Annotated in this window: 25 protein-coding genes; 15 read left to right on the plus strand and 10 right to left on the minus strand. The window is 65.2% G+C overall.

Annotated features, from left to right (window positions below; translation table 11 throughout):
* Window positions 1-7 precede the first annotated feature (7 nt).
* Both ACVMDN_RS27615 and ACVMDN_RS27620 read right to left on the minus strand, forming a co-directional pair.
* Window positions 8-961: an ABC transporter substrate-binding protein gene (locus ACVMDN_RS27615; RefSeq protein WP_057019326.1), complete on the minus strand. Its 954-nt coding sequence runs from the start codon at window positions 959-961 to the stop codon at window positions 8-10.
* 179 nt (window positions 962-1,140) lie between these two features.
* Window positions 1,141-2,859 (minus strand): adenylate/guanylate cyclase domain-containing protein, encoded by a 1,719-nt coding sequence (locus ACVMDN_RS27620; protein WP_141341152.1) that lies wholly within the window; start codon window positions 2,857-2,859, stop codon window positions 1,141-1,143.
* 368 nt (window positions 2,860-3,227) lie between these two features.
* Here ACVMDN_RS27620 and ACVMDN_RS27625 point away from each other — a divergent pair, with 368 nt between their 5' ends.
* Window positions 3,228-3,788, plus strand: a complete 561-nt coding sequence (locus ACVMDN_RS27625) for a thiamine pyrophosphate-binding protein (RefSeq protein WP_141341151.1) — start codon at window positions 3,228-3,230, stop codon at window positions 3,786-3,788.
* On the plus strand, window positions 3,788-4,381 hold the full coding sequence (locus tag ACVMDN_RS27630; protein ID WP_076830756.1) for a thiamine pyrophosphate-dependent enzyme: 594 nt from the start codon (window positions 3,788-3,790) through the stop codon (window positions 4,379-4,381). The genes ACVMDN_RS27625 and ACVMDN_RS27630 overlap by 1 nt, the downstream gene beginning before the upstream one ends.
* 111 nt (window positions 4,382-4,492) lie before the next feature.
* Here the strand turns inward: ACVMDN_RS27630 and ACVMDN_RS27635 are convergent, their stop codons facing one another.
* Complete coding sequence (locus ACVMDN_RS27635; protein ID WP_028334965.1) at window positions 4,493-5,416, minus strand: LysR substrate-binding domain-containing protein; 924 nt, start codon at window positions 5,414-5,416, stop codon at window positions 4,493-4,495.
* A 152-nt stretch (window positions 5,417-5,568) separates the two neighbouring features.
* Here ACVMDN_RS27635 and ACVMDN_RS27640 point away from each other — a divergent pair, with 152 nt between their 5' ends.
* The 6 genes from ACVMDN_RS27640 to ACVMDN_RS27665 all read left to right on the plus strand — a co-directional run bounded on the left by ACVMDN_RS27640 (window position 5,569) and on the right by ACVMDN_RS27665 (window position 11,161).
* Window positions 5,569-6,738, plus strand: a complete 1,170-nt coding sequence (locus ACVMDN_RS27640) for an acyl-CoA dehydrogenase family protein (protein ID WP_076830754.1) — start codon at window positions 5,569-5,571, stop codon at window positions 6,736-6,738.
* 11 nt (window positions 6,739-6,749) lie between these two features.
* Window positions 6,750-7,850 carry a CaiB/BaiF CoA transferase family protein gene (locus tag ACVMDN_RS27645; protein WP_057019286.1) on the plus strand — a complete coding sequence of 367 codons (1,101 nt, stop codon included), beginning with the start codon at window positions 6,750-6,752 and terminating at the stop codon, window positions 7,848-7,850.
* Between the two features lie 27 nt (window positions 7,851-7,877).
* Complete coding sequence (locus ACVMDN_RS27650) at window positions 7,878-8,732, plus strand: FAS1-like dehydratase domain-containing protein (protein WP_057019285.1); 855 nt, start codon at window positions 7,878-7,880, stop codon at window positions 8,730-8,732.
* A gap of 103 nt (window positions 8,733-8,835) precedes the next feature.
* Window positions 8,836-9,888, plus strand: a complete 1,053-nt coding sequence (hisC, locus tag ACVMDN_RS27655) for a histidinol-phosphate transaminase (RefSeq protein WP_076830803.1) — start codon at window positions 8,836-8,838, stop codon at window positions 9,886-9,888.
* Window positions 9,889-9,974: 86 nt separating this feature from the next.
* Entirely contained in the window at window positions 9,975-10,865 is an 891-nt protein-coding gene (locus tag ACVMDN_RS27660) for an MBL fold metallo-hydrolase (protein ID WP_076830751.1), read from the plus strand.
* Window positions 10,866-10,972: 107 nt separating this feature from the next.
* The gene (locus ACVMDN_RS27665; RefSeq protein ID WP_038386258.1) at window positions 10,973-11,161 is read left to right on the plus strand and encodes a Rossmann-fold NAD(P)-binding domain-containing protein; all 189 of its coding nucleotides are present in this window, start codon (window positions 10,973-10,975) and stop codon (window positions 11,159-11,161) included.
* 19 nt (window positions 11,162-11,180) lie between these two features.
* Here the strand turns inward: ACVMDN_RS27665 and ACVMDN_RS27670 are convergent, their stop codons facing one another.
* Genes ACVMDN_RS27670 through ACVMDN_RS27685 form a run of 4 tightly spaced genes read right to left on the minus strand, consistent with a single transcriptional unit; the run spans window position 11,181 to window position 14,187 of the window.
* Window positions 11,181-11,474 carry a putative quinol monooxygenase gene (locus ACVMDN_RS27670; RefSeq protein WP_057019283.1) on the minus strand — a complete coding sequence of 98 codons (294 nt, stop codon included), beginning with the start codon at window positions 11,472-11,474 and terminating at the stop codon, window positions 11,181-11,183.
* Window positions 11,475-11,509: 35 nt separating this feature from the next.
* A complete protein-coding gene (locus ACVMDN_RS27675) occupies window positions 11,510-12,877 on the minus strand; it encodes an epoxide hydrolase family protein (RefSeq protein WP_076830748.1) in 1,368 nt (455 codons plus the stop codon).
* Complete coding sequence (locus ACVMDN_RS27680) at window positions 12,874-13,524, minus strand: isochorismatase family cysteine hydrolase (protein WP_076830745.1); 651 nt, start codon at window positions 13,522-13,524, stop codon at window positions 12,874-12,876. The genes ACVMDN_RS27675 and ACVMDN_RS27680 overlap by 4 nt, the downstream gene beginning before the upstream one ends.
* A 57-nt stretch (window positions 13,525-13,581) precedes the next feature.
* Window positions 13,582-14,187 carry a VOC family protein gene (locus ACVMDN_RS27685; protein WP_076830743.1) on the minus strand — a complete coding sequence of 202 codons (606 nt, stop codon included), beginning with the start codon at window positions 14,185-14,187 and terminating at the stop codon, window positions 13,582-13,584.
* 122 nt (window positions 14,188-14,309) lie between these two features.
* Between ACVMDN_RS27685 and ACVMDN_RS27690 the strand changes: the two genes are divergently transcribed.
* From ACVMDN_RS27690 to mdlC, 4 genes are all read left to right on the plus strand, one after another.
* The gene (locus tag ACVMDN_RS27690; protein ID WP_141341155.1) at window positions 14,310-14,807 is read left to right on the plus strand and encodes a winged helix-turn-helix transcriptional regulator; all 498 of its coding nucleotides are present in this window, start codon (window positions 14,310-14,312) and stop codon (window positions 14,805-14,807) included.
* Between the two features lie 112 nt (window positions 14,808-14,919).
* Entirely contained in the window at window positions 14,920-15,303 is a 384-nt protein-coding gene (locus tag ACVMDN_RS27695; RefSeq protein ID WP_016848571.1) for a tautomerase family protein, read from the plus strand.
* A gap of 128 nt (window positions 15,304-15,431) precedes the next feature.
* A complete protein-coding gene (gene blaBJP, locus ACVMDN_RS27700; protein ID WP_076830738.1) occupies window positions 15,432-16,319 on the plus strand; it encodes a BJP family subclass B3 metallo-beta-lactamase in 888 nt (295 codons plus the stop codon).
* A gap of 264 nt (window positions 16,320-16,583) precedes the next feature.
* Window positions 16,584-18,212 (plus strand): benzoylformate decarboxylase, encoded by a 1,629-nt coding sequence (gene mdlC, locus ACVMDN_RS27705; protein WP_076830735.1) that lies wholly within the window; start codon window positions 16,584-16,586, stop codon window positions 18,210-18,212.
* Window positions 18,213-18,336: 124 nt separating this feature from the next.
* On the opposite strand, the gene ACVMDN_RS27710 is transcribed toward mdlC, so the two are convergent.
* Window positions 18,337-19,881 carry a 4-hydroxyphenylacetate 3-hydroxylase family protein gene (locus tag ACVMDN_RS27710; protein ID WP_057019275.1) on the minus strand — a complete coding sequence of 515 codons (1,545 nt, stop codon included), beginning with the start codon at window positions 19,879-19,881 and terminating at the stop codon, window positions 18,337-18,339.
* A 91-nt stretch (window positions 19,882-19,972) separates the two neighbouring features.
* On the opposite strand from ACVMDN_RS27710, the gene ACVMDN_RS27715 reads away from it, so the two are divergent.
* Window positions 19,973-20,587, plus strand: a complete 615-nt coding sequence (locus tag ACVMDN_RS27715) for a TetR/AcrR family transcriptional regulator (RefSeq protein WP_229190944.1) — start codon at window positions 19,973-19,975, stop codon at window positions 20,585-20,587.
* Between the two features lie 113 nt (window positions 20,588-20,700).
* Here ACVMDN_RS27715 and ACVMDN_RS27720 read toward each other — a convergent pair whose 3' ends face one another.
* The gene (locus tag ACVMDN_RS27720) at window positions 20,701-21,495 is read right to left on the minus strand and encodes an SDR family oxidoreductase (RefSeq protein ID WP_076830800.1); all 795 of its coding nucleotides are present in this window, start codon (window positions 21,493-21,495) and stop codon (window positions 20,701-20,703) included.
* A 148-nt stretch (window positions 21,496-21,643) separates the two neighbouring features.
* The gene (gene trhA / locus ACVMDN_RS27725) at window positions 21,644-22,339 is read right to left on the minus strand and encodes a PAQR family membrane homeostasis protein TrhA (protein WP_057019273.1); all 696 of its coding nucleotides are present in this window, start codon (window positions 22,337-22,339) and stop codon (window positions 21,644-21,646) included.
* Window positions 22,340-22,533: 194 nt separating this feature from the next.
* On the opposite strand from trhA, the gene ACVMDN_RS27730 reads away from it, so the two are divergent.
* Both ACVMDN_RS27730 and ACVMDN_RS27735 read left to right on the plus strand, forming a co-directional pair.
* Window positions 22,534-23,997: a YcjX family GTP-binding protein gene (locus ACVMDN_RS27730; protein ID WP_076830732.1), complete on the plus strand. Its 1,464-nt coding sequence runs from the start codon at window positions 22,534-22,536 to the stop codon at window positions 23,995-23,997.
* The gene (locus ACVMDN_RS27735) at window positions 23,994-25,025 is read left to right on the plus strand and encodes a YcjF family protein (RefSeq protein ID WP_057019271.1); all 1,032 of its coding nucleotides are present in this window, start codon (window positions 23,994-23,996) and stop codon (window positions 25,023-25,025) included. The genes ACVMDN_RS27730 and ACVMDN_RS27735 overlap by 4 nt, the downstream gene beginning before the upstream one ends.
* Window positions 25,026-25,037: the final 12 nt, after the last annotated feature.

Consider the following 25,037-nt stretch of genomic DNA (forward strand, 5'->3'; position numbering starts at 1 on the left):
GAATTAGTCACTCGATCACTTCGTCTGCGCCGCTGACGACTGAAGCAGAGAACTCGTGGCCGAGCAGCTTGGCGGTCTTCAGGTTGATGACGAACTCGACCTTGGTGACCAGCTGGACCGGAAGATCGGCAGGCTTCTCACCCTTCAGAACCCGGCCGGCATAGACGCCCGCGCGTCGATGCGACTGCACGAAATCTCCGCCATAGCTCATCAAGCCTCCGGCTGTCGGGAAATCCCGGGTCTGCGTAATTGCGGGAACACGATACTTCAGTGCGAGATCGGCCAATCGCCGGCTGCGAAATGCAAAATAGGGATCGGAGGTGAAAACAAGCGCGTTTGTCGAATCTCTCTCTACGGAAGCAAATACGGCTTCGAACTCCTCTTCCTTGCTTGCCCTCGATATCTGCAGATGGACCCCTAAAGTTTCGGCAGCGGCCTGAAGCTTCTGCAGTTGCGAGCTGGCGGTTGGACTTGTCGGGTTGGTCACGACCCCCAACGTTTTCGCCGCCGGCAGAAGTTCGTGCATCAACTCGAGCCGCTTCGGCGACACGTCGACGCTCAGGCTCGAGATTCCCGTGATGTTGCCTCCCGGCCGCGACAGGCTGTCCACCACACCCAGCTGAACGGGGTCGCCGCCCATCTCGAAAACGATCGTCTTGGTGACGCCGGCAGCTTTGGCGGCAAGCGCGACGGGGGCGCCGCCGGGCGCAACCACCACATCGACGTCGCGCGCGATCAATTCGCCGGCCAGTGCAGGTAACCGGGCATATTGCCCATTGGCCCATCGATATTCGATCGCAACGTCGCGGCCCTCGACAAAGCCGGCTTCACGAAGTCCCTGGTGGAAAGCCTTCAGCCGGCTGCCAAACAACTCCGGCGATTCCGGACAAAGATAGCCGATCACAGGCATCGACGGCTTCTGCGCCCGCGAGGATGTGGTCCAGGCCGCGGCGGCAGCCATCAACAACAGGACCTCGCGCCGGCTGCCGCGTCCGTGGGATGCTGCTGCACGAGAATGAGCGCAACTCATGCTCTATCGACCCGCTGGCGTTCGCCGTCGGCGGAAGTATATCCCACGATCCGAAACCAGTCGCCAATGGACTGCACCGAACCGCTCCGGCCGGCATCGGCCAACACACATCAAGAAGATATTCCGAACACCGGAATGGCGTCATCGAAGCCCTTGATTTGGCGACTCCCGATATCCTCCAGGGAGCGCTTGCCTCTGACGCTTGCGGCGGTCCCTGCGTCCATCAGGATTTCCCGATCTGCGGCAGATGCGCACAGGCGGGCGGCGAGATTCACGACACTGCCGATGGCCGTGTAATCGAGCCGGTCTTCGTAGCCGATCCGCCCAACCGTCGCCGATCCACTGGCAAGCCCTATTCCAAAGCCAACCTGGTAGCCCCGCGACCGCCAGCCGCCGATCAAGCCTTGCACGTGCTTCTGCATTTCGGTCGCAAGGTCGACGGCTCTCAGCGCCGGCTCCTCGACCGGCACGGGTGCGTTCACCAGCACCATCAACCCGTCTCCCGAGAAGCTGATGAGGGTTGCTTCGAACCGCGCAATGACCCTGCCCAGAACCTCATAATATTCGGACAGCACGCTCATGACTTCCTCGGGAGCGACGCCCGCGGAAAACGCGGTGAACCCGCGCAAGTCACAGAACACAACGACGACGTCGGTGCGGCGGCCATCCAGCACGCTGTCATCGCCGGCACGATCGACGAGATCGGCGACTTGAGGCGCGAGAAACCGCTTGAGCTTCGCGATCCGCTCCTGGTGCTGCTGCGCCAGCGCGAGCTCGCCGGCCATCCTGTTGAAGCTGCTTGCCAGGCGCTGAAATTCGTCCCCGGTCTGGATCGAAATGCGGTGCTCGAACGATCCGGCGCCGATCCGCTCCGTCCCCTCCTCGAGCAGCCTGATCGGCTCGGTCATCCGGTGCGCGAATGCATAGGCGAGCAGCCCTGCAAATACGGTGCTGCCTGCGAGAAGCACTGTGGTCCGTCGCAACGCGGCATAGATCGGGGCGTAAGCCTCGGAGAGCGGCTGCGCCACGACGACGGTCCAATCGGGACCCGCCACCGGAGCCGCGCGGGCAGCAACCGGACGTCCCTGTCCGTCGCGGCCCGTTGCAAAGCCCGCTCCCGGGCCGATCGCGTCGCGTATGGTGCGAAACGGCTGGGAGGTTGTTTCTTCCAGCCCCCGGAGGACGAGGCTGATGTCGGGATGGGCAATGAGGCGGCCCGGCCGGTCCAGCACGAAGGCGAGGCCCGTCTCTCCCACCTTGATCGCCGATACGACATCCCAGATCAGCTTGAGATTGACTTCGGCGATGACTGCGCCGACCGCGGATCGGTTACCCACGAGCGCAATAGTCAAATACGGCTCTGAGCCTCTGTTGTAGCTGACATCGCTGAACCAAACCTGGCGTGCGTGGGCGCCGACCAGCGCAGGTTCAGCCGATCGGTCGATACGACTTTCAATTCGATTGAGGCCGACCCGTGAGACGTAGAGACGCTCCAACCCATTGTTGTCGATGAGTGTCAGGCTGACGACGGCCGGCGCTTGACGAAACAGACGCAACGCATCGGTTCGGCGTCCCTCATCGACCTCGTCGGTCCAGGGAAGCTGGACCAGCCAGCCGAGCTGGCTTGCAATGTCGGAGATGAAGTTATGAATTTCAGCGGCCGCGGAAGCCGCCTGAACACCGAGCAACTGGTCCAGCCTTGCGCGCTGATCGCGGTAACCGAACCAGGCTTCGATCGACCCGTTGATCACGAGCGGAAGCGCGACGGCCAGAAACAGTGCGAGAAAATACTTTGGGAAGAGGCCGCGAAACCGATCTCGGACAATCATGCCCTGATCCCTGAAAATGCGACGGATATATCGATATGTCGAAATGAAGCCTTGAAAATGAAGCCTGGCGCTGCCGCCAACCGGCGTCTTCTAGCATAGAGCGTCGTTTTAGGCCGTAATGGGGCTGTCGTTCGACCCGACCAAAGGACGCAGCCGGCTCCGGCCGCCATTTCGCTTGCGTCGGCCCTGCAAAACCTTGGGCCCTATAAAATTCCGGCATAGCTGGGCGAGCCAGATGCGAAGAGAATAAACCCCTGACCTGGCTTAAAGCCAGCGGTGTGAGGACGCGCCCATGCGCGTCCCTTGTATTGACGCGTTTTTCTTCGCGAACCGGTACCGGTTCGTTCGAAAACGCCACCGCCGAGGCCATGATGGACCAGATTGCCGTTCACCAGGACAGCGCGACCAGCCGGGACTGGCCGGTTGCGATCTACCGCACGCTGAAGAGCTTTGGCGTGGCACAGGTGTCCTACGTTCCCGATGCGGGACATTCCAAGCTGATCAAGCTGTCGCACGCCGATACCGACATCAAGACCACGGTGCTGACGACAGAGGAAGAGGGCGTGGCCCTTTCGGCCGGCGCCTGGCTCGGCGGCGATCGCGCGGTGCTGTTGATGCAATCGAGCGGCGTCGGCAATTGCGTCAACATGCTGTCACTGATGGCGAGCTGCCGTTTCCCGCTGCTCACCTTGGTGACGATGCGCGGCGAATGGGCCGAATTCAATCCCTGGCAGATCCCGATGGGCCGGGCGACGCCGCAGGCGTTCGAGATCATGGGCACCACCGTGCTGCGGCTGGAGAACCCCGATGATGCCGAGGAGGTGATCTCGGCCGCCGCCTCGCTCGCCTATGACGGCGACCAGCAGGTCGCGGTGCTGATCTCGCAGCGGATGATCGGCCGCAAGAAGTGGACCAGGGAGACGCACTGATGTCGGCATCAACAGGCACTCTCGATCGCCGCGCCGCCGTGAATGCGCTGCTTGCCGACCGCGGCGAGCTGCTCGTGATCTCCGGGCTCGGCTCCTCCTCCTACGACGTGTTCGACGCCGGCGAGCATCCCGGCAATTTCTATCTGTGGGGCGCGATGGGCGGCGCGGCGATGGTCGGGCTCGGCCTCGCGCTGGCGCAGCCGAAGCGCCCGGTGCTCGTGATCACCGGCGACGGCGAGCAGCTGATGGGGATCGGCAGCCTGCTGACGATCGCGACCAAGCAGCCCGGCAATCTCTCGATCGCGGTGCTCGACAACGGCCATTTCGGCGAGACGGGCATGCAGCCGAGTCACTCCGGCCTCGGCGCCAGGCTCGAGGTGATCGCTGATGGCGCGGGCATCGGCAATGTCTGTGAGATCGCCGACATGGCCGGTATTGAGAAATTCCGCACCAGCCTGCGCGATCTCGGCGGCGGCCCGCGGCTGGCGCGCATCCGCATCGCCGCCGGCGAGGTCGAGCGCGCGCTGCCGCCGCGCGACGGCACCTACCTGAAGAACCGCTTCCGCGGCCATCTCGGCTTCAAGGTGAGCTGAGAGCAGAATGCGTGCGACCCCGTCATTGCGAGCGAAGCGAAGCAATCCATCGCGCAGCATTCGCGGACGGATGGATTGCTTCGTCGCTATCGCTCCTCGCAATGACGGAACTCAGGCGAGCTGGATATCCCAGAGCCCCTCGGCGCGCAGCGCAGCGACCTCATCGCGCAACAGCTTCGCGATCAGCGTCATCGCGTTTGAGCCGGGATGCTCGACCGGCGAGGCCAGGGTCAGCTCGCGCCGCGGCGCCGGCCGCGCGATGGCGGCGGTCTCGAGCCGACCCTCCGCCACCTCGGCGCGCACCGAGGACGGCGGCAGCAAGGTATATCCGAGCCCCTCCTCGACCAGGCTGGTCAGCACGCGAAACGAATCCGCCTCGAGCTTGACGTCGAGATCGATCTTCTTCTTGGCCGCGGCATGTTCGAGCAGCGCACGGAGGCCGTGCGAATGACTTGGCAGCACCAGGCGCTGGCGCATCAGCCAGCCGAAGTCGACTTGCTTCTTCGGCTTCAGCCCGCTGCCGCGCGGGCCGACCGCGACGATGCTGTCGCGGCCGAGGCTCTGCACCGCCAGATGCAGATCGACCGACGGGCCATAGATCACGGCAAGGTCCATCTCGCCGCGATGCAGCCACTCGATCAGATGGCCGCTGTAGCTCTCGACGATGCAGAGCGAGATGCCGGGATAGCGCTCCACCGTGCGCCGCGCCAGCCGCGCCGACAGCACGCAACTCACCGTCGGCACCAGCCCGAGCACGACGCGCCCGGACGGTGCACCGCCGGCGGACTGGATGTCGTCGCGGATCTGGTCGATCTGCCGCACGATACCGCTGGTGCGCGCCAGCAGCAGCCGGCCGGCATCGGTCAGCACCATGCCGCGACCGTTGCGCGTGAACAATTCGGTGCGCAGTTCGTGTTCCAGCAGCTTGATCTGCCGGCTCAGCGCCGGCTGCGCGACCCGCAAGGTATCGGATGCCTTGCTCAGGCTCCCGAGTTCCGCGACACACGCAAAGGTCCTAAGCTGGCGGAAATCCATACTTGCCAATCCTGGAAGGCAGGTTCATACGCTATAACAAAACAGCATAGGGAGTTTACCGGGGCCCCACAACTGCGGGCGTTTTCTTCACGCGAACCGATTTCCACCTCGCTCGAACACGCTCTGGCGCAACCTCTCGGCAAGACGAAACAATGACCGCACACGAACAACACATCGACGACCATTCCGACATCCGCGATGCGGTGGCAAAACTCTGCGCGCAGTTTCCAGGCGAATACTGGCGCAAGCTCGATCGCCAGATGGCCTATCCGAAAGAGTTCGTCGATGCGCTGACGGAGGCCGGCTATCTCTCGGTGCTGATCCCCGAGGAATATGGCGGCGCCGGCCTGAAGCTGTCGGCGGCGGCGGCGATCCTGGAAGAGATCCAGCGCGCCGGCTGCAATGGTGGCGGCTGCCACGCTCAGATGTACACGATGGGCACCGTGCTGCGGCACGGCAATGACGCGCAAAAGGCCAAGTATCTGCCGAAGGTCGCGACCGGCGAGTTGCGGCTGCAGGCGTTCGGCGTCACCGAGCCGACCAGCGGCACCGATACCTCGTCGCTGAAAACCTTCGCGCGCCGCGAGGGCGACCATTACGTCGTCAACGGCCAGAAGATCTGGACCAGCCGCGCCGAATATTCCGACCTGATGGTCCTGCTGGCGCGCACCACGCCGAAGGAGCAGTCGAAGAAGCGCACCGACGGTCTCTCGGTGTTTATCGTCGATATGCGCGAGGTGAAGGGCAAGGGGCTGGAGATCCGCCCGATCCGCACCATGATGAACCACGCCACGACCGAAGTGTTCTTCACCGACATGAAGGTGCCGGCGGAGAATCTGATCGGCGAGGAAGGCAAGGGTTTTCGCTACATCCTCTCCGGCATGAATGCCGAGCGCATCCTGATCGCCGCCGAGTGCGTCGGCGACGCGAAGTGGTTCATCGCCAAGGCGACCAACTACGCCAAGGAGCGCAGCGTGTTCGGGCGGCCGATCGGGCAGAATCAAGGCATCCAGTTCCCGGTCGCCAAGGCCTATGCCTCGATGCGCGCGGCCGAATTGATGGTGAAGGAAGCCACCCGCAAATATGAAGCCGGTCTCGACTGCGGCGCCGAGGCCAACATGGCCAAGATGCTGGCGGCCGACGCGTCCTGGGAAGCGGCCAACGCCTGCGTGCAGACCCATGGCGGCTTCGGCTTTGCCGAGGAATACGACGTCGAGCGCAAGTTCCGCGAGACCCGGCTCTATCAGGTGGCGCCGATCTCGACCAATCTGATCCTGTCCTACGTCGCCGAGCACGTGCTCGGCATGCCCCGCTCCTACTGAGTTGCTTGATCATGCTGCCGCTTGAGGGATTGACCGTCATCGCCGTCGAACAGGCGGTTGCCGCGCCGTTCTGCTCGTCACGCCTCGCCGACGCCGGCGCCCATGTCATCAAGATCGAGCGGCCCGAGGGCGATTTCGCCCGCGGCTACGACGCCGCGGCGAAGGGCCAGAGCAGCTATTTCGTCTGGCTCAACCGCGGCAAGGATTCCGCCGTGGTCGACCTCGCCACCAAGGAAGGCCGCGCGCAGCTGGAAGAGCTGATCGCCGGTGCCGACGTGCTGCTGCAGAACCTCAAACCGGGCTCGATGGACAAGCTCGGCTTCTCGCGCGAGCGGCTGCGCAAGGATTATCCGAAGCTGATCATGTGCACGATCACGGGCTATGGCGACACTGGCCCCTATGCCGACCGCAAGGCCTATGACCTGTTGATCCAGGCCGAGAGCGGCCTTGCCTCGATCACCGGCGGCCCGGAAGGCGCCTCGCGCGTCGGCATGTCGATCGTCGATGTCGCAACCGGCGCCACCGCGCATGCCGCGATCCTCGAGGCGCTGATCGGCCGCGGTCGCACCGGAGACGGTGCCGACATCCGGATCTCGATGTTCGACGTGATGGCCGACTGGCTCACCGTGCCGCTGCTCAATGCCGAGGACGGCAAGTCGCCAAAGCGGATCGGCCTCGCCCATCCCTCGATCGCGCCCTACGGCGTGTTCCGCTCGAAGGACGGCAAGGAGATCCTGATCTCGATCCAGAGCGAGCGCGAGTGGAAGACGCTGTGCGCCAAGGTGCTGGGCCAGCCCGGCCTGCCCGACGATCCGCGCTTTGCCAATATGGTCGAGCGCGTGCGCAACCGCGCCGTTACCGACCAGATCGTCAGCGACAGCTTCGGCAAGCTGACGCGCGAGGAGTTGCTGGCGAAGCTTGCCGAGGCCGACATCGCCTTTGCCGAGGTCAACAGCATGGACGACCTCGCGAAACATCCGCATCTGCGCCGCGTCGAGGTCGACACGCCGAACGGCAAGGTCAGCTATCCGGCGCCGGCCGCGATCGTGGTCGGCGAGGACAGGCACTACGGCAAGGTGCCCGCGATCGGCGAGCGCACCAGACGTTCCTGAAATCCCTCCTGCCCGGGCAACACAATCATGAGCGACAAACTCGACCTCGATCATCTCCGCCAATGGATCGGCAAGACCACGGAGGCCTCCGACGTCGTCACCAAATATCTCGTGATGGGGCTGCGCGCGACGCTGTTCCAGGAGATCGGCGAGCCGAAGGCCGGTGACGCCGCGCCGTGGACCACGCATTGGTGCCTGGCGCAGCCGGTGTTTCCGATGTCGCAGCTCGGCCCCGACGGCCACCCGACCCGCGGCGGCTTCCTGCCGCCGGTGCCGCTGCCGCGCCGGATGTGGGCCGGCGGCGAGCTCGAATTCTTCGACAGCTTGCGCATCGGCGATGAGGCCAAACGCACCTCGAAGATCGTCGACGTCACGGTCAAATCGGGCTCGACCGGCACGCTGTGCTTCGTCTCGGTCAATCACGAGGTAACGACCTCGCGCGGGCTTGCGGTGCGCGAGCGGCAAGACATCGTCTATCGCGAGATGACGAGCACGCAGGGCGCTGCGCCCGCCAAGGAGCCGCCGCCTCCACCGGTCGCGCAGCATCGCGAGAGCCACGTCTCCGACCCGGTGCTCTTGTTCCGCTATTCGGCGCTGACTTTCAACGGCCATCGCATTCATTACGACCGCGACTACGTCACCAAGGTCGAGGGCTATCCTGGCCTGATCTTCCACGGCCCGCTGCAGGCTTCCTTCATCGTCGAGTTCGCCGCCAAGCTGCGCGGCGGCAAGCCGCCGAAGAAGCTCGCCTATCGCGGCGTGCAGCCGCTGTTCGAGGGCAGCGAGTTCTCGATCAATGCCAGCGACAAGGACGGCGGCATGGAGCTGTGGACCGCGAATGCCGAGGGCCAGCCGACCATGAAGGGCACGGCGACCTGGTAACGCGCGAGCACGACGCCTGTCATAACGCGAGGGAATAAAGAGGCGCTTTCATCAGCGCCTCGTATTCCTTATTGTGATCGCGTTCATCCCTGGATCGCAGATCATGAGTCGCTTCTGGAGTTCGGTCGTCCACAATCTGTCGCCATACGTGCCCGGCGAGCAGCCGAAGATCGACGGCCTCATCAAGCTCAATACCAACGAAAACCCCTACCCGCCGTCGCCGCGCGCGGTGGCGGCGATCACAGCGAACACGGATCGCCTGCGGCTCTATCCTGATCCGCGCGCAACCGCGCTGCGCGAGGCGATCGCGAGGCGTTACGGCGTCACGGCGGACGAGGTGTTCGTCGGCAATGGCTCGGACGAGGTGCTGGCCCACGCTTTCCCGGCGCTGCTGAAGCACGACGCGCCGCTGCTGTTTCCCGACATCACCTACAGCTTCTACCCGGTCTATTGCCGCCTCTATGGCGTCAGCTGCGAGCAAGTGCCGCTCGACGCCGCGATGCGCGTGCAGCTTGCCGACTACCGGCGGCCCGGCAGCGCAATCCTGCTGTGCAACCCCAACGCACCGACCGGCACCGCGCTGCCGCGCGCCGCGATCGAGGCGCTGCTCGCCGAGCATCCCGACCGGCTCGTGGTGGTCGACGAGGCCTATGTCGACTTCGGCGCCGAGAGCGCCGTGCCGCTGGTCGCGCGCCGCGACAATCTGCTCGTCATCCAGACGCTCTCCAAATCGCGCGCGCTGGCCGGCTTGCGCGTCGGCTTCGCCATCGGCCAACGCCCGCTGATCGAGGCGCTGGAGCGCGTCAAGGACAGCTTCAACTCCTATCCGCTGGACTGCTTCGCGATCGCCGGCGCGGTCGCCGCCATCGAGGACGAGGCGTGGTTCGAGGAGACGCGGCAACGCATCATCAGGAGCAGAGAGGCGCTGGTCCGCAGCCTCATTGAGCTGGGGTTCGAGGTGCTGCCGTCGCAGGCGAATTTCGTGTTCGCCCGCCATCCCAGCCATCGCGGCGCCGATCTCGCCGCGAGGTTGCGCGAGCGCGGCGTGCTGGTGCGGCATTTCCAGAAGCCGCGGATCGAGGACTTTTTGCGCATCACGGTCGGCACCGACGATGAGTGCGGCCACCTGATCGGCCTGCTGCGCGGCATGGCCTGATAGCCGTTCACCAACTTGCGATCGACGGCGCCACCCTGCATAGTGACCGCGCGTTGGGATGCACGGTTCTCCGGGAAGGAGCGGTCATGCGATTTGCGATCGGCGACGCAACCGTCGACGTCATCGTCGACGACGACGATTTCGGCCTTCCGCTCGCCGAATTCCTGCCCGGATACGATCGCGGCTTGATCGAAGCGCATCGTGCCACGCTGGAGCCGGTGTTCATCGACCTCGCCCGGGGCGTCGCGAAACACGCGATCCAGAGTTTTGTGGTGCGAACCGGCGGCCGAACGCTGCTGATCGACGCTTGCATCGGCGAGCACAAGGACATCCCCGAGATTCCGGCCTGGCATCGGCGGCGCGGCAGCGGCTTCCTTGATCGGCTGCGCGCGAGCGGCATCGACCCGGCCGGCATCGACGTCGTATTCTGCACCCATCTGCATGTCGATCACGTCGGCTGGAATACGCGCCAGGACAACGGCCGCTGGCAGCCGACCTTTCCTAACGCGCGGTATCTGTTCGGCCGCCGCGAGCTTGCCGACTGGATGACACAGCATGATGCCGGGCGTGCCCCGCCGATCCACGCCCGCGCCCTGGAGCAGAGCGTCATCCCGATCGTCGAGGCAGGCCGTGTCGATCTGGTCGACGATGGCCATCAGTTGGGACCGGGCCTGCGGCTGGTCCCGCTGCCGGGCCACACCAGCGGCCAGATGGGGCTGATGGTAGACTACGCACAACATCGCGCGATCTTTTGCGGCGATGCCGTGCACAATCCGGTGCAGATCTTCCAGCCCGATCTGTCGACATCATCCTGTGCCGACCCGCAGCTCGCGCGCGAGACGAGGACGAAGATCCTGGCAGAGGCTGCGGACAGCGGCCGCCTCGTCATACCCGCCCACTTCCGCGGCCCGCGCTGTGCTCATGTTCGTCGGGACGGCGGTGGCTACGCGCCGGTACTCGATGCGCGGCATGGGTAAGATGCAACACCCGGAGCCACAGCTCACCGGGTGAAAGCCGGGTGTATCATCCGGCCCCTTGGAACCGAATGCCGGCTTGCGCGTTCCCCGCCCTGACGGAGGACGCCATGCTTAGAGATGAACAGGTCGCGGTTCTCTGCGACATCGCCCAATCCATTGCCTTCGCTGACGACGTGCAAGGCGAAGTCGACCGGCTCATCAGGGAGGGATACGTCGCCAAGGACGGCGACCTCTACGAGCTGACGCCGAAGGCCGAGAAGGTTTTGTCCGAGCGCGGCGCCTGCCTCAAGGCGTGACGCCGCTCGCGGCAGCTCCCTAGGCGGCAGGCGTGCACCGCATCGCTGATATCTTGATGCCGAGCCCTGCGCTCTCCTCGCGGAACTGCGCGATCGACCGCGCATTGCGGTGCGCCTCGAACGCGGCGTCATCCTGATAGACCTCGTAGATCAAGAGCTTGGCGGCATCCTCGCGCGGCACCAGGATCTCAAAATTCAGTGTGCCCGGTTCATCCCTGAGCGACCGGGCGCCATGCGCTGACAGCAGCGACAGCGCGTGATCGCGCTTCTCCGGCGCCACCTCGACGGTGGCGATCGGTGCAAGTTTCGACATGACGAATCCGCCTTCGGTTCTTTTGCACGTTCAGATCAGCTGCGGAGCGGCCGAAACGCGTCGCGAATTTCCCTGCTGAAGATGTCGGGCTGCTCCCATGCGGCGAAGTGGCCGCCGGCTTCAGCCTGATGGAAGTAGATCAGCTTGTGATAGGCCTTCTCCGCCCAGCTCCGCGGCGCCACGAAGCTCTCGCCGGGAAATGCGGTCACCGCGGCGGGGATCGCGACATTGGCAGGCAGATAAAGGTTGGTCTTGTTTTCCCAGTACAGGCGGCCCGAAGAGATCGCCGTGTTGGTCAGCCAGTAGAGCGTGATGTTGTCGAGCACGTCGTCGCGGGTCAGTGCGCCGGCGGAATGCCCGTTGACCTCGCGCCCGAGCACAGCTGATTGCATCGCGGAGGCCGGCTGGGCATAGCCGTCGCCGTGATCGAGCAGCCAGGCGGCGAGGCCGGCCGGCGAATCCGCAAAGGCCGCAAGCGTCTGCGGGCGCGTGCCCATGATCTGCGCGTAGGCCCGCCGTTTCGCGAATTGAAGCTTGATCTGGTCGAAGGCGTGCTGCTCCTCCGCCGACATATTGTCCGGCGCAGGGCCGCCGGTGATGACCGCCTTGAAGACCTCGGGCGGAACGACACCGGGCAGATTGACGTGGATGCCGAGCAGCTCCGGCGCACCAAGCTTGGCCATCTCATTGGAGACCGGCGAACCCCAGTCACCGCCCTGCGCCACGAACTTGCTGTAACCGAGCCGTTTCATCAATTGCACCCAGGCCCGTGCGATGCGCTGGGGATCCCAGCCGACCGTGGTCGGCTTGCCGGAGAAGCCGTAGCCCGGCATCGACGGGATCACGAGATGGAACGCGTCCGACGCACTGCCGCCATGCGCGGTGGGATTGGTCAGCGGGTCGATGATCTTCATCTGCTCGATGACCGAACCCGGCCAGCCATGCGTGACGATCAGCGGCAGCGCATTGTCATGTTTCGAGCGGACGTGAATGAAGTGAATGTCCACCCCGTCGATTTCGGTGATGAACTGCGGCAGGGCGTTGAGCCGCGCCTCCACCTTCCGCCAGTCGTAGTCGGTCTGCCAGTAGCGGACGAGATCGCGCAGCATCGCCTGCGGGACGCCCTGGGAGTCGTCATTGACGGTTTCCTTGTCGGACCATCGGGTTGCGGCCAAACGGCGGCGAAGATCGACAAGGTCTTCCTCGGGAATGTCGACGCGGAACGGGCGGATCGCATCGCTGGTGGCCGCTGCGGCGGGATGCGCGGGGAACAGGCTGGCAGCACCGGCAGCAGCCAGGCCCAACGCCGCGCCCGTCAGCAGCCTGCGCCGGTCCTGGTCGATCGCTTCCTGGGTCGATTGGCTTATCGCAATTGCAACGGGCGTCTTCGATGGCGCGCTCATTTGACAGTCTCCTTGGAATGAGAGGCCGCCGGCAACGCCGCGATCGCCTCCTTGGTTGTCAGGATGGAATGGGCGTAGGTCGGGCCATTCAGCTCGTGAGCGGCGTGCATCATGTCGTGCGAGAAGGCGGCGGTGGCATCGCGCACCAGCGTCACGTGGTAGCCGAGCTCCATTGCGAAGCGGGCGGTCGATTCGATGCAGGTGTTGGCCAGCAGCCCGACCACGATCACATGCGTGACGCCCTTCTGCTCCAGCAGGAAATCGAGATTGGTGTTGGCGAACCCGCTCTGCCCCCAATGCTCTTGGGCGATCAGGTCGCCAGGCTTGGGCGCAAGGTCCGGATGCCATTCCCCGCCCCATTCGCCGCGCGCAAAGCTATGGCGCTGCATGATCAAGCGTTGAGTCGGATTGGGATGATCCCAATCCTCATAATCGCCCGGCTCCCAGCGACGGTGCGGGACGATCACCACCTGGATGCCGGCGGCCCGGACCGCGCCGTCGAGCTGGCGCAGATTGTCGAGCAGCCCGACCTCGTCGGCGATAGGCTTGATGCGCGGAAAGACCATGCCGCCCTCAGAGAGGAAATCATTGTAAGGATCGACGAGGAGCAGCGCGGTCCGCTCGCGTGGATAGGTGATCTGGGACATCGATCGCTCCTTGGCTATCAGGCGGCCGGTTGGATTTGCTTCAATGACGAGCTCCGTTCACTCGGGCAGCGGCTTGCCGGCCTGTTCGCGGACCATGTACTCGGCGTACCAATCGGGCCAGTTCGCATCGTGGCCGCCGGTTCGCTTCTCGTGCTCGCCATGGGCCATAGCCGCGCGGCGCAGCGCGGCAGCAAGATCAGCCGATGAGGAGAAATTCGTACTGTTGCCGTCGAATCGCCCGGGCAGGCGTTGCGTCACCTGCTGCAGCAGCCAGACGTTTCCGTCGGGATCGTTGAACGTGGCGAGCGACCCGTAACTCGGCCGCTCCGGGTCCGGCCCCTTGATGCGGCCTTCCGCGCCGCGGTGAAACACCTCGCTGACATCGGCGCCACGCGCGATCAGCTCGGCGCGCGCCGCTTCGATATCATTGACGATCAGGAAGCGCGGCAGCGCGGGTCCCGAGCCGAGATGGATCGACGTCGGCGAACCCGGCGGCGTTAGCTGCACGGCGCGCGAGCCGTCGGGCCTGACGAAGTCGGCATCAAGCCGCCAGCCCAGGTCCTGATAGAAGCGCTTGGCGCGATCGACATCCGAGACGGGGATGACGACGACCTCGAGCTTCAAATCGACTTTGGCCGCTGTCGGCCCCGGTTCGGTGGTCATGGCTCACTCCTTGGCGATGACAGATCGGGCCATCGACGGCCCATTGCATTTGCGATGATGTCGGGTCATATTACTATGAAAATCATAGTCTCAAGCCTGATGAAGAAAACGTGATGACGAAAATGAAGGACAACACGGCTGACCAAACGCTCTGTCCTGTCGCTCGCGCCGAAACCGTCGTGGGCGACCGCTGGACAGTACTGGTTCTGCGCGAACTGTTCGCGCGCAATCATCGCTTCGAGGAGATTCAGGCGCAGTCCGGCGGCACGCCGCAGATGATCACGGCACGGCTGAAAAAGCTGGAAGCGGACGGCCTGCTGACGCGGCGCGTCTACAACAAACGCCCGTTGCGCCACGAATATCACCTCACCGAGAAGGGCGACGCGTTCTTTCCGGTGCTGATGGCGCTGCGCGCCTGGGGCGAGACCTGGTGCAAGTCACCGCGGGAAGGCCGCGCAATGAACTACACCCATCGCGTCTGCGGCAAGCCGGCCGGGCTCGGTCCGGTCTGCGAGTCCTGCGGCGAGCCGGTTCATCGCGCCGACATGGTGGGCGAGCGAACTCCCAAATACCAAAAAGAGCGAGATGCGCGCTGGGAGGCCTTCAAGGCGACCCGCTGAATTCCCCGACGCCGCCGGCGCAAGCGGACGACGCGAGAGCCTTCGCACCGCCGCAGCGTCTCGATCACACGGGGCCGATCCGGCCGAGCCTCGCACAACACAGGAGACCACCATGCCATTCGTTCGCATCGACCTGAAGCGCGGCAAGTCCGCCGAATATCGCAAGACGCTGGGCGAGATCGTCTACAAGGCGATGCGCGAGGTGATCAACGTGCCCGAGAATGACAAGTTTCAGGTCATCACCGAGCACGACCGTGGCGACCTGAACTACGCCGACAACTATCTCGGCAATACCTACAGCGACGATCTCATCTTCATCCAGATCACCATGAATGCCGGGCGTACCGTCGAGATGAAGAAGGCGTTCTACAAGCGGATCGTGGACGACTATCAGAGCCAGCTGCAGGGACGGCCGGACGATGTTGTCATCAACCTCGTCGAGGTCGCCAAGGAGAACTGGTCGTTCGGTCACGGCATCGCGCAATACGCGAGCTGAACGCAGAACAGGAATGCGCCGGACGGACGGCCGTCAGCCCTGCGGCTTGCCGTCCGCAGCTTGCGGCCGGCGTCGCCAGCACGCATAGTGCCGCCCGTGCACGAACAACAACAAACAGGGAGGCAACCATGAGGACGATCGCAGCCGCGCTGTGCGCGCTCACGCTGATCGCAACCGGTGCGCAGGCACAGACGCTCAAGGACTTCGTGGCTGTTGTCATGAAGAAATGGACCGCGCCGTTCGAGCCGTTCCAGCTCATCGACAATATCTACTACGTGGGCACTGACGGGATCGCGGTCTACATCATCAAGACGTCGCAAGGGCTGATCCTGATGGACACGGCGATGCAGCAGTCGACCGGCATGATCAAGGACAACATCGCCAAGCTCGGCTTCAAGGAGGGCGACATCAAGATCATCCTCAACACCCACGCCCATCTCGACCACACCGGCGGCTTTGCCGAGATCAAGAAGGAGACCGGCGCGCAACTGATCGCCGGCGAGCGCGACAAGCCCCTGCTCGAGGGCGGCTATTATCCGGGCGACGAGAACAACGCCGATCTCGCCTTTACGCCGGTGAAGGTCGACCGCACCGTCAAGGAAGGCGACAAGGTGACGCTCGGCGATGTCACGCTGACCGCGCACACCACCCCCGGCCATTCGCCCGGCTGCACCAGCTGGGAGATCACGGTCAAGGATGGCAGCCAGGCGCGCAACGTGCTGTTCTTCTGCAGCGGAACGGTGGCGCTGAACCGGCTGGTCGGCCGTCCGACCTATCCCGGCATCGTCGACGACTACCGCTCGACCTTCACCAAGGTCAAGGCGATGAAGGTCGACGTGCTGCTCGGGCCGCATCCGGAGGTCTACGCCATGCAGGCCAAGCGGGCGCAGATGAAGGACGGCGCGCCGAACCCGTTCGTCAAGCCGGGCGAAAATGCCACCTACGTGGCCGGGCTGGAGCAGGATTTCGACAAGCAGCTCGCCAAGCAGACCGCTGCGCTGCAGAAGGCCAATTAGGTAGTCACCCGGTCATCCTGAGGAGCGCGTAGCGCGTCTCGAAGGATGAACGGCCCCGCCGTGGCCGTCGATCCTTCGAGACGCGCGCAAGCGCGCTCCTCAGGATGACGGGATAGCCGCCTACGCAAATTTGCAGCCGTTGCCGCGGCAACTATGCGCGCAGCGGCTTGACATCGTCAGGCAATCCATCGACAGGTGGATTGCCTTTCCGCTTTTGCCGCCCGCAATGACGGAACGTAACAAGACAGAAATGGGAGCCGCCCGATGTCCTCGCGCAAACCCGCCGCCAGCAAAGGCAAGACTGTCACCGTCAAGGATGCCACCTTCGGCCTGCTTCGCGCATGGGGCATCAAGAAGGTGTTCGGCAATCCCGGCTCGACCGAGCTGCCGTTCCTGAGCGACTGGCCCGACGACATCGACTACGTGCTCGGCCTGCAGGAGGCATCCGTCGTCGGCATGGCCGACGGCTACGCGCTGGCGACGCGCAATGCCGGTTTCGTCAATCTGCATTCGGCGGCCGGCGTCGGCAACGCGCTCGGCAACATCTACAACGCCTATCGCAACCAGACCCCGCTGGTGATCACCGCGGGCCAGCAGGCGCGCTCGATCATGCCGCTGCAGGCCTTCCTCTATGCCGAGCGGGCCTCGGAATTCCCGCGGCCTTACGTGAAATTCGCGGTCGAGCCGGCGCGCGCCGAGGACGTGCCTGCCGCGATCGCGCGCGCCTATTATGTCGCGATGCAGCCGCCCTGCGGGCCGACCTTCGTCTCGGTGCCGATCGACGACTGGGCGCATGCGACGCAGCCGCTCGACGCGCGCCAAGTCAGCCGCGAGATCGGCCCCGACCTGTCGGCGATGCAGGCATTGGGGGCCGCGCTCGGCGAGGCCAAGCGCCCTGCCCTCGTCGTCGGCCCGGCCGTCGATCGGGCCGAGGCAGTCGATCTCATGGTGAAGGTCGCCGAGAAATCAAAAGCCTCGGTCTGGGCCAGCCCGTTCTCGGCGCGCTGCTCGTTCCCCGAACGGCATCCGCAGTTTGCCGGCTTCCTGCATGCCGCGCCGGGCCAGCTCTCCGATGCGCTGCGCGATCACGATCTCGTCGTCGTGGTCGGCGCGCCGGTCTTCACCTTCCATGTCGAGGGCCATGCCGCGATCTTCGACGGTTCGACCACGATCTTCCAGATCACCGACGATCCGGACGCCGCCGCGATGACGCCGACCGGCCACAGCATCGTCGCGACCATGAAGCCCGCGCTGACAGCGCTGCTCGAGATGCTGCTTGAGACGAAACGCACCGCGCCGACTGGCCGTGTCCTGCCGCCGGCTCCGGCCGCCGGCGACCCGATCCCTGCCGAATACGCGCTGCATGCGCTCTCGGCCGCGATGGGGCCGTATGATGCGCTGGTCGAGGAAATACCGTCGCATCGCCCGCTGATGCAGAAGGCGATGCCGATGCACGGCCAGGACAGCTTCTACACCATGGCGAGCGGCGGCCTCGGCTACAGCCTGCCGGCAGCGGTCGGCATGGCGCTCGGTCGACGTCAGGGACGCACGGTTTGCCTGATCGGCGACGGCTCGGCGATGTATTCGATCCAGGCGCTGTGGACATCGGCGCAGCGCAAGCTGCCGCTGACGGTCGTCGTGCTGAACAATTCCGGCTACGGCGCGATGCGCTCGTTCAGCCAGGTGATGCAGGTGCGCAACGTGCCGGGCCTCGATCTGCCCGGCATCGATTTCGTCAAGCTCGCCGAAGGCCTGGGCTGCGACGCCGTGCGGGTGACGAAATCAGCCGAGCTCGCCGGCGCCTACCAGCGCGCGCTGTCGCATCAAGGCACCAGCCTGATCGAGGTGATGGTCGATTCCGCGGTGCCGCTGCTCTACACGCAGAAGAGCTGAGCGGCAATCTCGCCACGTCATTGCGAGCGAAGCGAAGCAATCCATCTTTCGGCAAGTGGAGATATGGATTGCTTCGTCGCTGCCGCTCCTCGCAATGACGACTGGACATATATTCGCAACCTTATTACGAGGGCATTGGATCGCCGAGCATGGGCGCCGCTGACGGCGTCGGCACCTCGCAGCCGGAGGCGCAGCAGCGTCCGGGCTGCTTCGACACCCGTTGTCCCTGGTCGACGAGGTCGCGGCCGAGCAAATTCTCGACCAGCTCGGCCTTCTCCATCACCGGATAGTTGCGCCAGATCTCGCGCTTCATCGCCTCCGGCGAGCCGCCGCCGTGCAACGAGATCACTGAATACCAGCCGGCTTCGTGCGAGACGGTGAGGTCCTCGATCAGCCGCGCCACCTCGGCGCGCTGCTCGGCCGGGATATCGGGACGTCCGCCCATGACAGCGGCAAGCGAGGCGCGCGTTTCCGGATTGTGATCCTCGTCGGGACCCGGCAGCGCGACGATCAGCCCGCCGGAGACGTAATGCGCGACGCGGTGCATGTCGTAGATCTTGGTCGCCAGCAGCAGCTTGCCGATGTTGGAGAACACCGCATCCGGCATCACCGAGCCCGCCGGATCCTTCGTGCAGTAGACCGAGGAGGCGACGCCGCAGGCATAGAAACTCTCGGTGATGGTGATCAGCTCGACCATCGCCTCGCGGATATGCGCATGCTTCTCGGCATCGAGCCCGTTGGCCTCGATCATCAGCGCGCCGGCGCCGATAAGGAGATCGCCGAAGCCGGCGCGGGCGCCGATGCAGGAATGCCGGTGATGCGTCGCGTAGGAGGTGGTGAGGAAGCCGCCCTCCTCGGTCTCGCCGGCGAGGAACACGCGGTCATGCGGCACGAACACGTCGTCGAACATCACGACGCCGACCGACTGACCGTACTTCGCCGAGAATTTCGCCGCGGCATCGCCGGGCCGGCCGGCCGGACGCGCGACGATGGTGACGCCGGGCGCATCGACCGGCACGGCGCAACAGACGGCAAAATCCTTGTCGACAGGCACATGGGTGCGGCACGGCATGACAAGGAATTCGTGCATGTAAGGCGCGCCGGTCACGATCGCCTTGGTGCCGCGGATCACGATGCCGTCGGGCCGGCGCTCCTTGATATGGACGTAGACGTCCGCATTGGCCTGCAGGCCGGGACGCTTGGAGCGGTCGCCCTTCGCATCGGTCATGGCGATGCCGAGCGTCAGATCCTGGTCCTGAACCTCGTGCAGATAGTTGAGGAAGCGCTGGCTGTAATCGGTGCCGTGGCGATCGTCGGTCAGCCTGGTCGCCTGAAAGAGACCGTTCAGCGCATCATGGGTCAGGTAGCGCTGCGCGCAGCCCGACGTCCTGCACACCAGCCGCACCGCCTCGAGCTTGTCGAGCAGGTCCTGCGAGCTCCGATCGATGTGGAGCATGCGGTTGACGGTCTTGCCCGAGGTACCCTGCCGCGCCGTCATGATCGGCACATGCTCGGGCTGTAGCGCGAAATCATAGGTCACGCCGACGCCTGCCACGCCGGGCGCCAGCAACGGCTCGTCCGCGACGCTCGCAACGGCCGCGCCGTTGATGAACACACGCGGTTTGTAGCGGCGCAGGGATTCCCGGTAGTCCGCAGCCGTCATCAGCATGGCGCTTCTCCCTTGCTCATTTATTCTAACACTGTTAAATTATCTAACGCTGTTAGAATTGAGTCAAGAACGGATTTGCCGGGCCATGCAGATGCGCGAGAGCAGGAAGGAAGCGGTCAGCCGCCACAAGCGGGAGCTGATCCTCGACGCGGCGCGCAGCGTGTTCGCGGAGGAAGGCCTCGAGGGCGCGAGCCTGCGTGCGATCGCGACGCGGGCCGGCTACACGCCGGCGGCGCTGTATTTCCATTTCGATTCCAAGGAGGCGATCTACGCCGAGGTGCTGCGGCAATCGCTGGCCTCGCTCGGCGAAGCCGTCAGTGCGGCGGTCGCGACGACGCGCGGCGCCAAGCAGAAGCTGCACGCAGCAGGCATGGGCTTCTTCCGCTATTACGCGGAGAACCCGCGCGACCTCGATCTCGGCTTCTACTTGTTCCGCGGCGGCATGAAGCCGGCCGGGCTCGGCCATGACCGCGATCACGCGCTGAACGCCGCGCTGGAGGCGGCGCTGCATCCGATCGCCGAAGCCGCAGAGGCGCTCGGCGCCTCCAGGTCGAAGGCGAACACGGTGATGGTGGACTGCTTCGCGCATGCGACCGGCCTCCTGCTGCTATTGCACACCGGCCGCATCAGGATGTTCGGCGCCTCGGCACCCGATTTGATGGATGCCTATCTGCGCGACAGGATCGCACAGATCGCAAAGGAGTGAGGCGCCTCAGTTGCGCGGCCGATATCGTAGCTCGGATGAAGCGCAGCGAAATCCGGGATTCACGCGCGCACGTTCGACCCGGATTACGTTTCGCACCATCCGGGCTACAGGTCTCACTTCCCGTGCGCTTCCCGCATCTTGGCCTGGATCTTGGCCATGCCGCCGATCCAGCGGTCGTAATTCTCGGTCTTCTTGCGCATGTAGCCGAGCACCTGCGGATGCGGCAGGATCAGGAAGGTCTCCTGCTCGATGCCCTTGAGTGCATCCTGCGCCACCTGCTCGGCGGAAAGATCGCCGTCGCCGGATTGCGGGCCCTTCGGGATCGAGCGCAGCATGTTGGTGTCGACGCCCTGCGGGCAGAGGATCGAGACCTTGATGTTGTCGGCGCGGTGCGAGATCGCGAGGTTTTCCGCAAAGCCGACCGCGGCGTGCTTGGTGGTCGAATAGGCCGGGCTGCCGACCTGCGACAAGAGGCCCGCGGCCGAGATCGTGTTGAGGAAATAGCCGCCGCCGCGCGTCTTCATGCGCGGCACCAGATGCCGCGCGGCATAGACATGCGCCATCACATGGATCGCCCAGCTCCGCGACCACGGCTCGTCCGAGGTGCCGCCGGCGTTCACCGACAGCGGATCGAAGCCGCCGCCGATGCCGGCATTGGAGCAGAACAGCGCGATCGGGCCGAACATGCGCTCGGTCTCGTCGATCACATGCAGGATGTTCTTCTCCTGCCCGACGTCGCATTTGAAGGCGGCACCACCGACCGTGGCCGCGACCTTCTCGGCCGCGCCATGATCGAGGTCGACGACCACGACCTTCGATGCGCCCGCGGCATGGAACGCCTCGCACAGCGCCTTGCCGATGCCATTGCCACCGCCGGTGACCACCACAACCTTACCTGCCACCTGCATGGCCATCCTCCCGATATCTTGATTTCAGCGCATGATCCGGAGAGCCGGTCTCATGTTCAAACAGAGGGATCATGATATCCCATCTTTTGCCGATGCATGATCTTTTCGCGAGGCCGGCCCGGCCCTGTGCGTAACGCTGGCGGACCGCTCAGCTCGCCAACACGACGTCGAACACGGCCGTGTAGTGGCAGGCGGCCCCGAGCAGCACGAAGCAGTGCCAGATCGCGTTCTGGAAGCGCAGCCGCCGCCAGGAGTGGAAGATCACGCCCAGGCTGTAGAGGATGCCGCCGGCCAGCACGAAGCCGAGCGCCATCGCCGGCAGTGCCTTCACGACGCGGTCGTAGAGCATGATGCCGCTCCAGCCCATCGCGAGATAAAGCCCGATCGAGAGTCGGTCGAAGCGGCCGGGATAGCGCAGCTTGAGCCAGATCCCGACGATCGCCACGCACCACACCCCGACCAGCAGCGCGATCGCGAAGGTGCTGTCCTTCAGTTCCACGATGAACGGCGTGTAAGTCGCGGCGATCAGCAGATAGATCGCGGAATGATCGAAGCGCCGCAGCACCCATTTGGCGCGCGACACCGGCCACAGATTATAGGTCGCCGACAACACCAGCATCGCGAGCAGGCCGGCGACATAGACCGACACCACGGCGATGTCGAACGGGCCGGCATAGACCGCGGTCAGCACGATCAGCGCGGTGGCGGCGACCAGCCCGAAAGCGACGCCGACGAGATGGACGACGCCGTCGGCGATCAGCTCGGCACGGTCGTAGTTCCACAGCGCGGCGCCGGCCGCGTGGATCGAGGTCGAGGCAAGTTGCTTCAGGCGGAAGACCGTCATGCAGGCTTTCCCGTGGGCCGATGGACGATGGGTAGCGCGGGTGGTCTGACGCGTTCAATTCCCCTGCCCCCCGACAACCCCTCGCCTGCAAAGGCGCCGGAAATGTGAAGCTTGATTTTGGCCCGATAATCGCCACCTTGCGGGTGATCGCCCGCCCCTTTTGGTCCCTCCTGCCGGGTTTTCGTTAACCCTCCATGGCCCCCAGCTTCACTGATATCGTCGAGGAAGCCCGTCTCTCGGCGCGGGCGCTGCTCGACTATGGCGAGGGCTTCTTCAACCCGACGGTGCGGCTCGGCGTCACCGGCCTGTCGCGCGCCGGCAAGACCGTGTTCATCACCGCGCTGGTGCACGGCCTGACCCGCGGCGGCCGCTTCCCGGTGTTCGAGGCCTATGCCTCGGGGCGGATCGCGCGCGCCTATCTCGCCCCGCAGCCCGACGATGCGGTGCCGCGCTTCGCCTATGAGAACCATGTCCGGACATTGGTCGAGGAGCGACGCTGGCCGAGCTCGACCACCGACATCTCCGAGCTCCGTCTCGTGATCGAGTATCAGCGGCAAAATGGCGCGGACCGCACGCTGACCCTCGATATCGTCGACTATCCCGGCGAGTGGCTGCTCGACCTGCCGCTGCTCAACAAGAGCTACGAGCAATGGTCGGCGGAGAGCCTTGCGCTGTCGCGCGAGCCGCTGCGCGCAAAACTCGCGGCGTCCTGGCACGCGCATCTCGCGACGCTGAAGCCCGAAGCCAAAGAGGACGAGCAGGCCGCGCTCACCGAAGCACGCCTGTTCACCGACTATCTGCGCGCCTGCCGCGACGAGCGCTTCGCGATGAGCCTGTTGCCGCCCGGCCGCTTCCTGATGCCCGGCAATCTCGCCGACACGCCGGCACTCACCTTTGCGCCGCTCGACGTGCCCGCAGGCGGCCGCGCGGGTGACGGCTCGCTATGGGCGATGATGCGGCGGCGCTTTGAAGCCTACAAGGACGTCGTGGTGCGGCCGTTCTTCCGCGACCATTTCGCGCGGCTCGACCGCCAGATCGTGCTGGCCGATGCGCTCGCCGCATTCAATGCCGGCCCCGAGGCGCTGCACGATCTCGAGGCCGCACTCGCCGGCATTCTCGACTGCTTCCGGATCGGCCGCAGCACGATCCTGAGCGCGCTGTTCCGGCCGCGCATCGACCGCATCCTGTTCGCGGCCACCAAGGCCGACCATCTGCACCACCAGAGCCACGACCGGCTGGAGGCCGTGCTGCGGCGGATCGTGGCCAAGGCCGCCGAGCGCGCCGAATATGCCGGCGCCGATATCGACGTCGTCGCGCTCGCCGCGGTGCGCGCCACGCGCGAGGCGCAGGTCCAGCGCGGGCGCGACCGGCTGCCGTCGATCCTCGGCACGCCGGCGCCGGGCGAGGTCGCCAATGGCGAGCGGCTCGACGGCGAGACGGAAGTTGCGACCTTTCCGGGCGACCTGCCCGATAATCCGGAGGAGCTGTTCAACGGCGGTTTCCGCGGCCTCTCAAGCTCGGACACCGAGGCCGTAGACTACCGCTTCCTGCGCTTCCGTCCGCCAAAGCTGGAACGAAACGGCGATGCAGAGCCGGTGCTGCCTCACATCCGCCTTGACCGCGCCCTCCAGTTCCTGATCGGAGACAAACTGCAATGAACGAGAAGACGCCCCCGCGGCGGCCGGCGACGTTCAAGCTCGACGATCCCGGCGTGGTCGTGATGGATCCGGATGACGGCAGCCGCCTCACCCGCGGCACGATCCAGATCGTGCCCGAGGCCGAGCCCGCGCAGCTCCCGGTCCCGGTCGATACGCCGCTGGTGCCGGCGCGCCGCGGCTTCCGCTGGGGCACGCTGTTCTGGAGCGCGGTCGCGGGCCTCGTGGTGCTCGGCACCGGGCTTGGCGTCCTCAACCTGGTCGAGGACCTGTTCGCACGCAATGAAGGCCTCGGCGTCCTCGGGCTGGGACTCGCCGTCATCGCCGCGGTTGCGCTCGCCGTCGTGACCACGCGCGAGCTCGTCGGCCTGGCAAGGCTTGCGACGATCGAGAAGCTGCATCTGCGCGCCGCCGAGGTGCTGATCAGCGACGACCGGGCAGCGAGCCGCGCGATCGTTGCCGATTTGCTCAAGCTCGCGCACCAGACCCCGCAGCTCGCTCGCGCCCGCAGCGCGCTGCAGAGCCACACCGACGACATCATCGACGGCGCCGACATGATCCGCCTCGCCGAGCGCGAGCTGATGACACCGCTCGATGAGGAAGCGCGACGGCTCGTATCGACCGCCGCGCAGCGCGTCTCGGTCGTCACCGCGGTCAGCCCGCGCGCGCTGTTCGACGTGCTGTTCGTGTTCGTGGCGAGCTTGCGGATGATCCGGCAGCTGGCGCGGCTCTATGGCGGCCGGCCCGGCGCGCTCGGCATGATCCGCCTGCTGCGCCACGTCATCGCGCATCTCGCGATCACCGGCGGCATGGCGGCCAGCGACAGCCTGATCCAGCAGATGCTCGGTCACGGCATCGCTGCAAAACTGTCACAACGCCTCGGCGAAGGCATGCTCAACGGCCTGTTGACCGCCCGGCTCGGCCTCGCCGCGATCGATGTCACCCGCCCGCTTCCCTTCAACGCCCTGCCGCGCCCGGCGCTGACCGATCTCGCGAAAGACCTGATCCGCAAGCGCGAGGAAGAGGAATGAGGTGCTTGCCTC

Source organism: Bradyrhizobium sp. USDA 4510, from assembly GCF_054059095.1.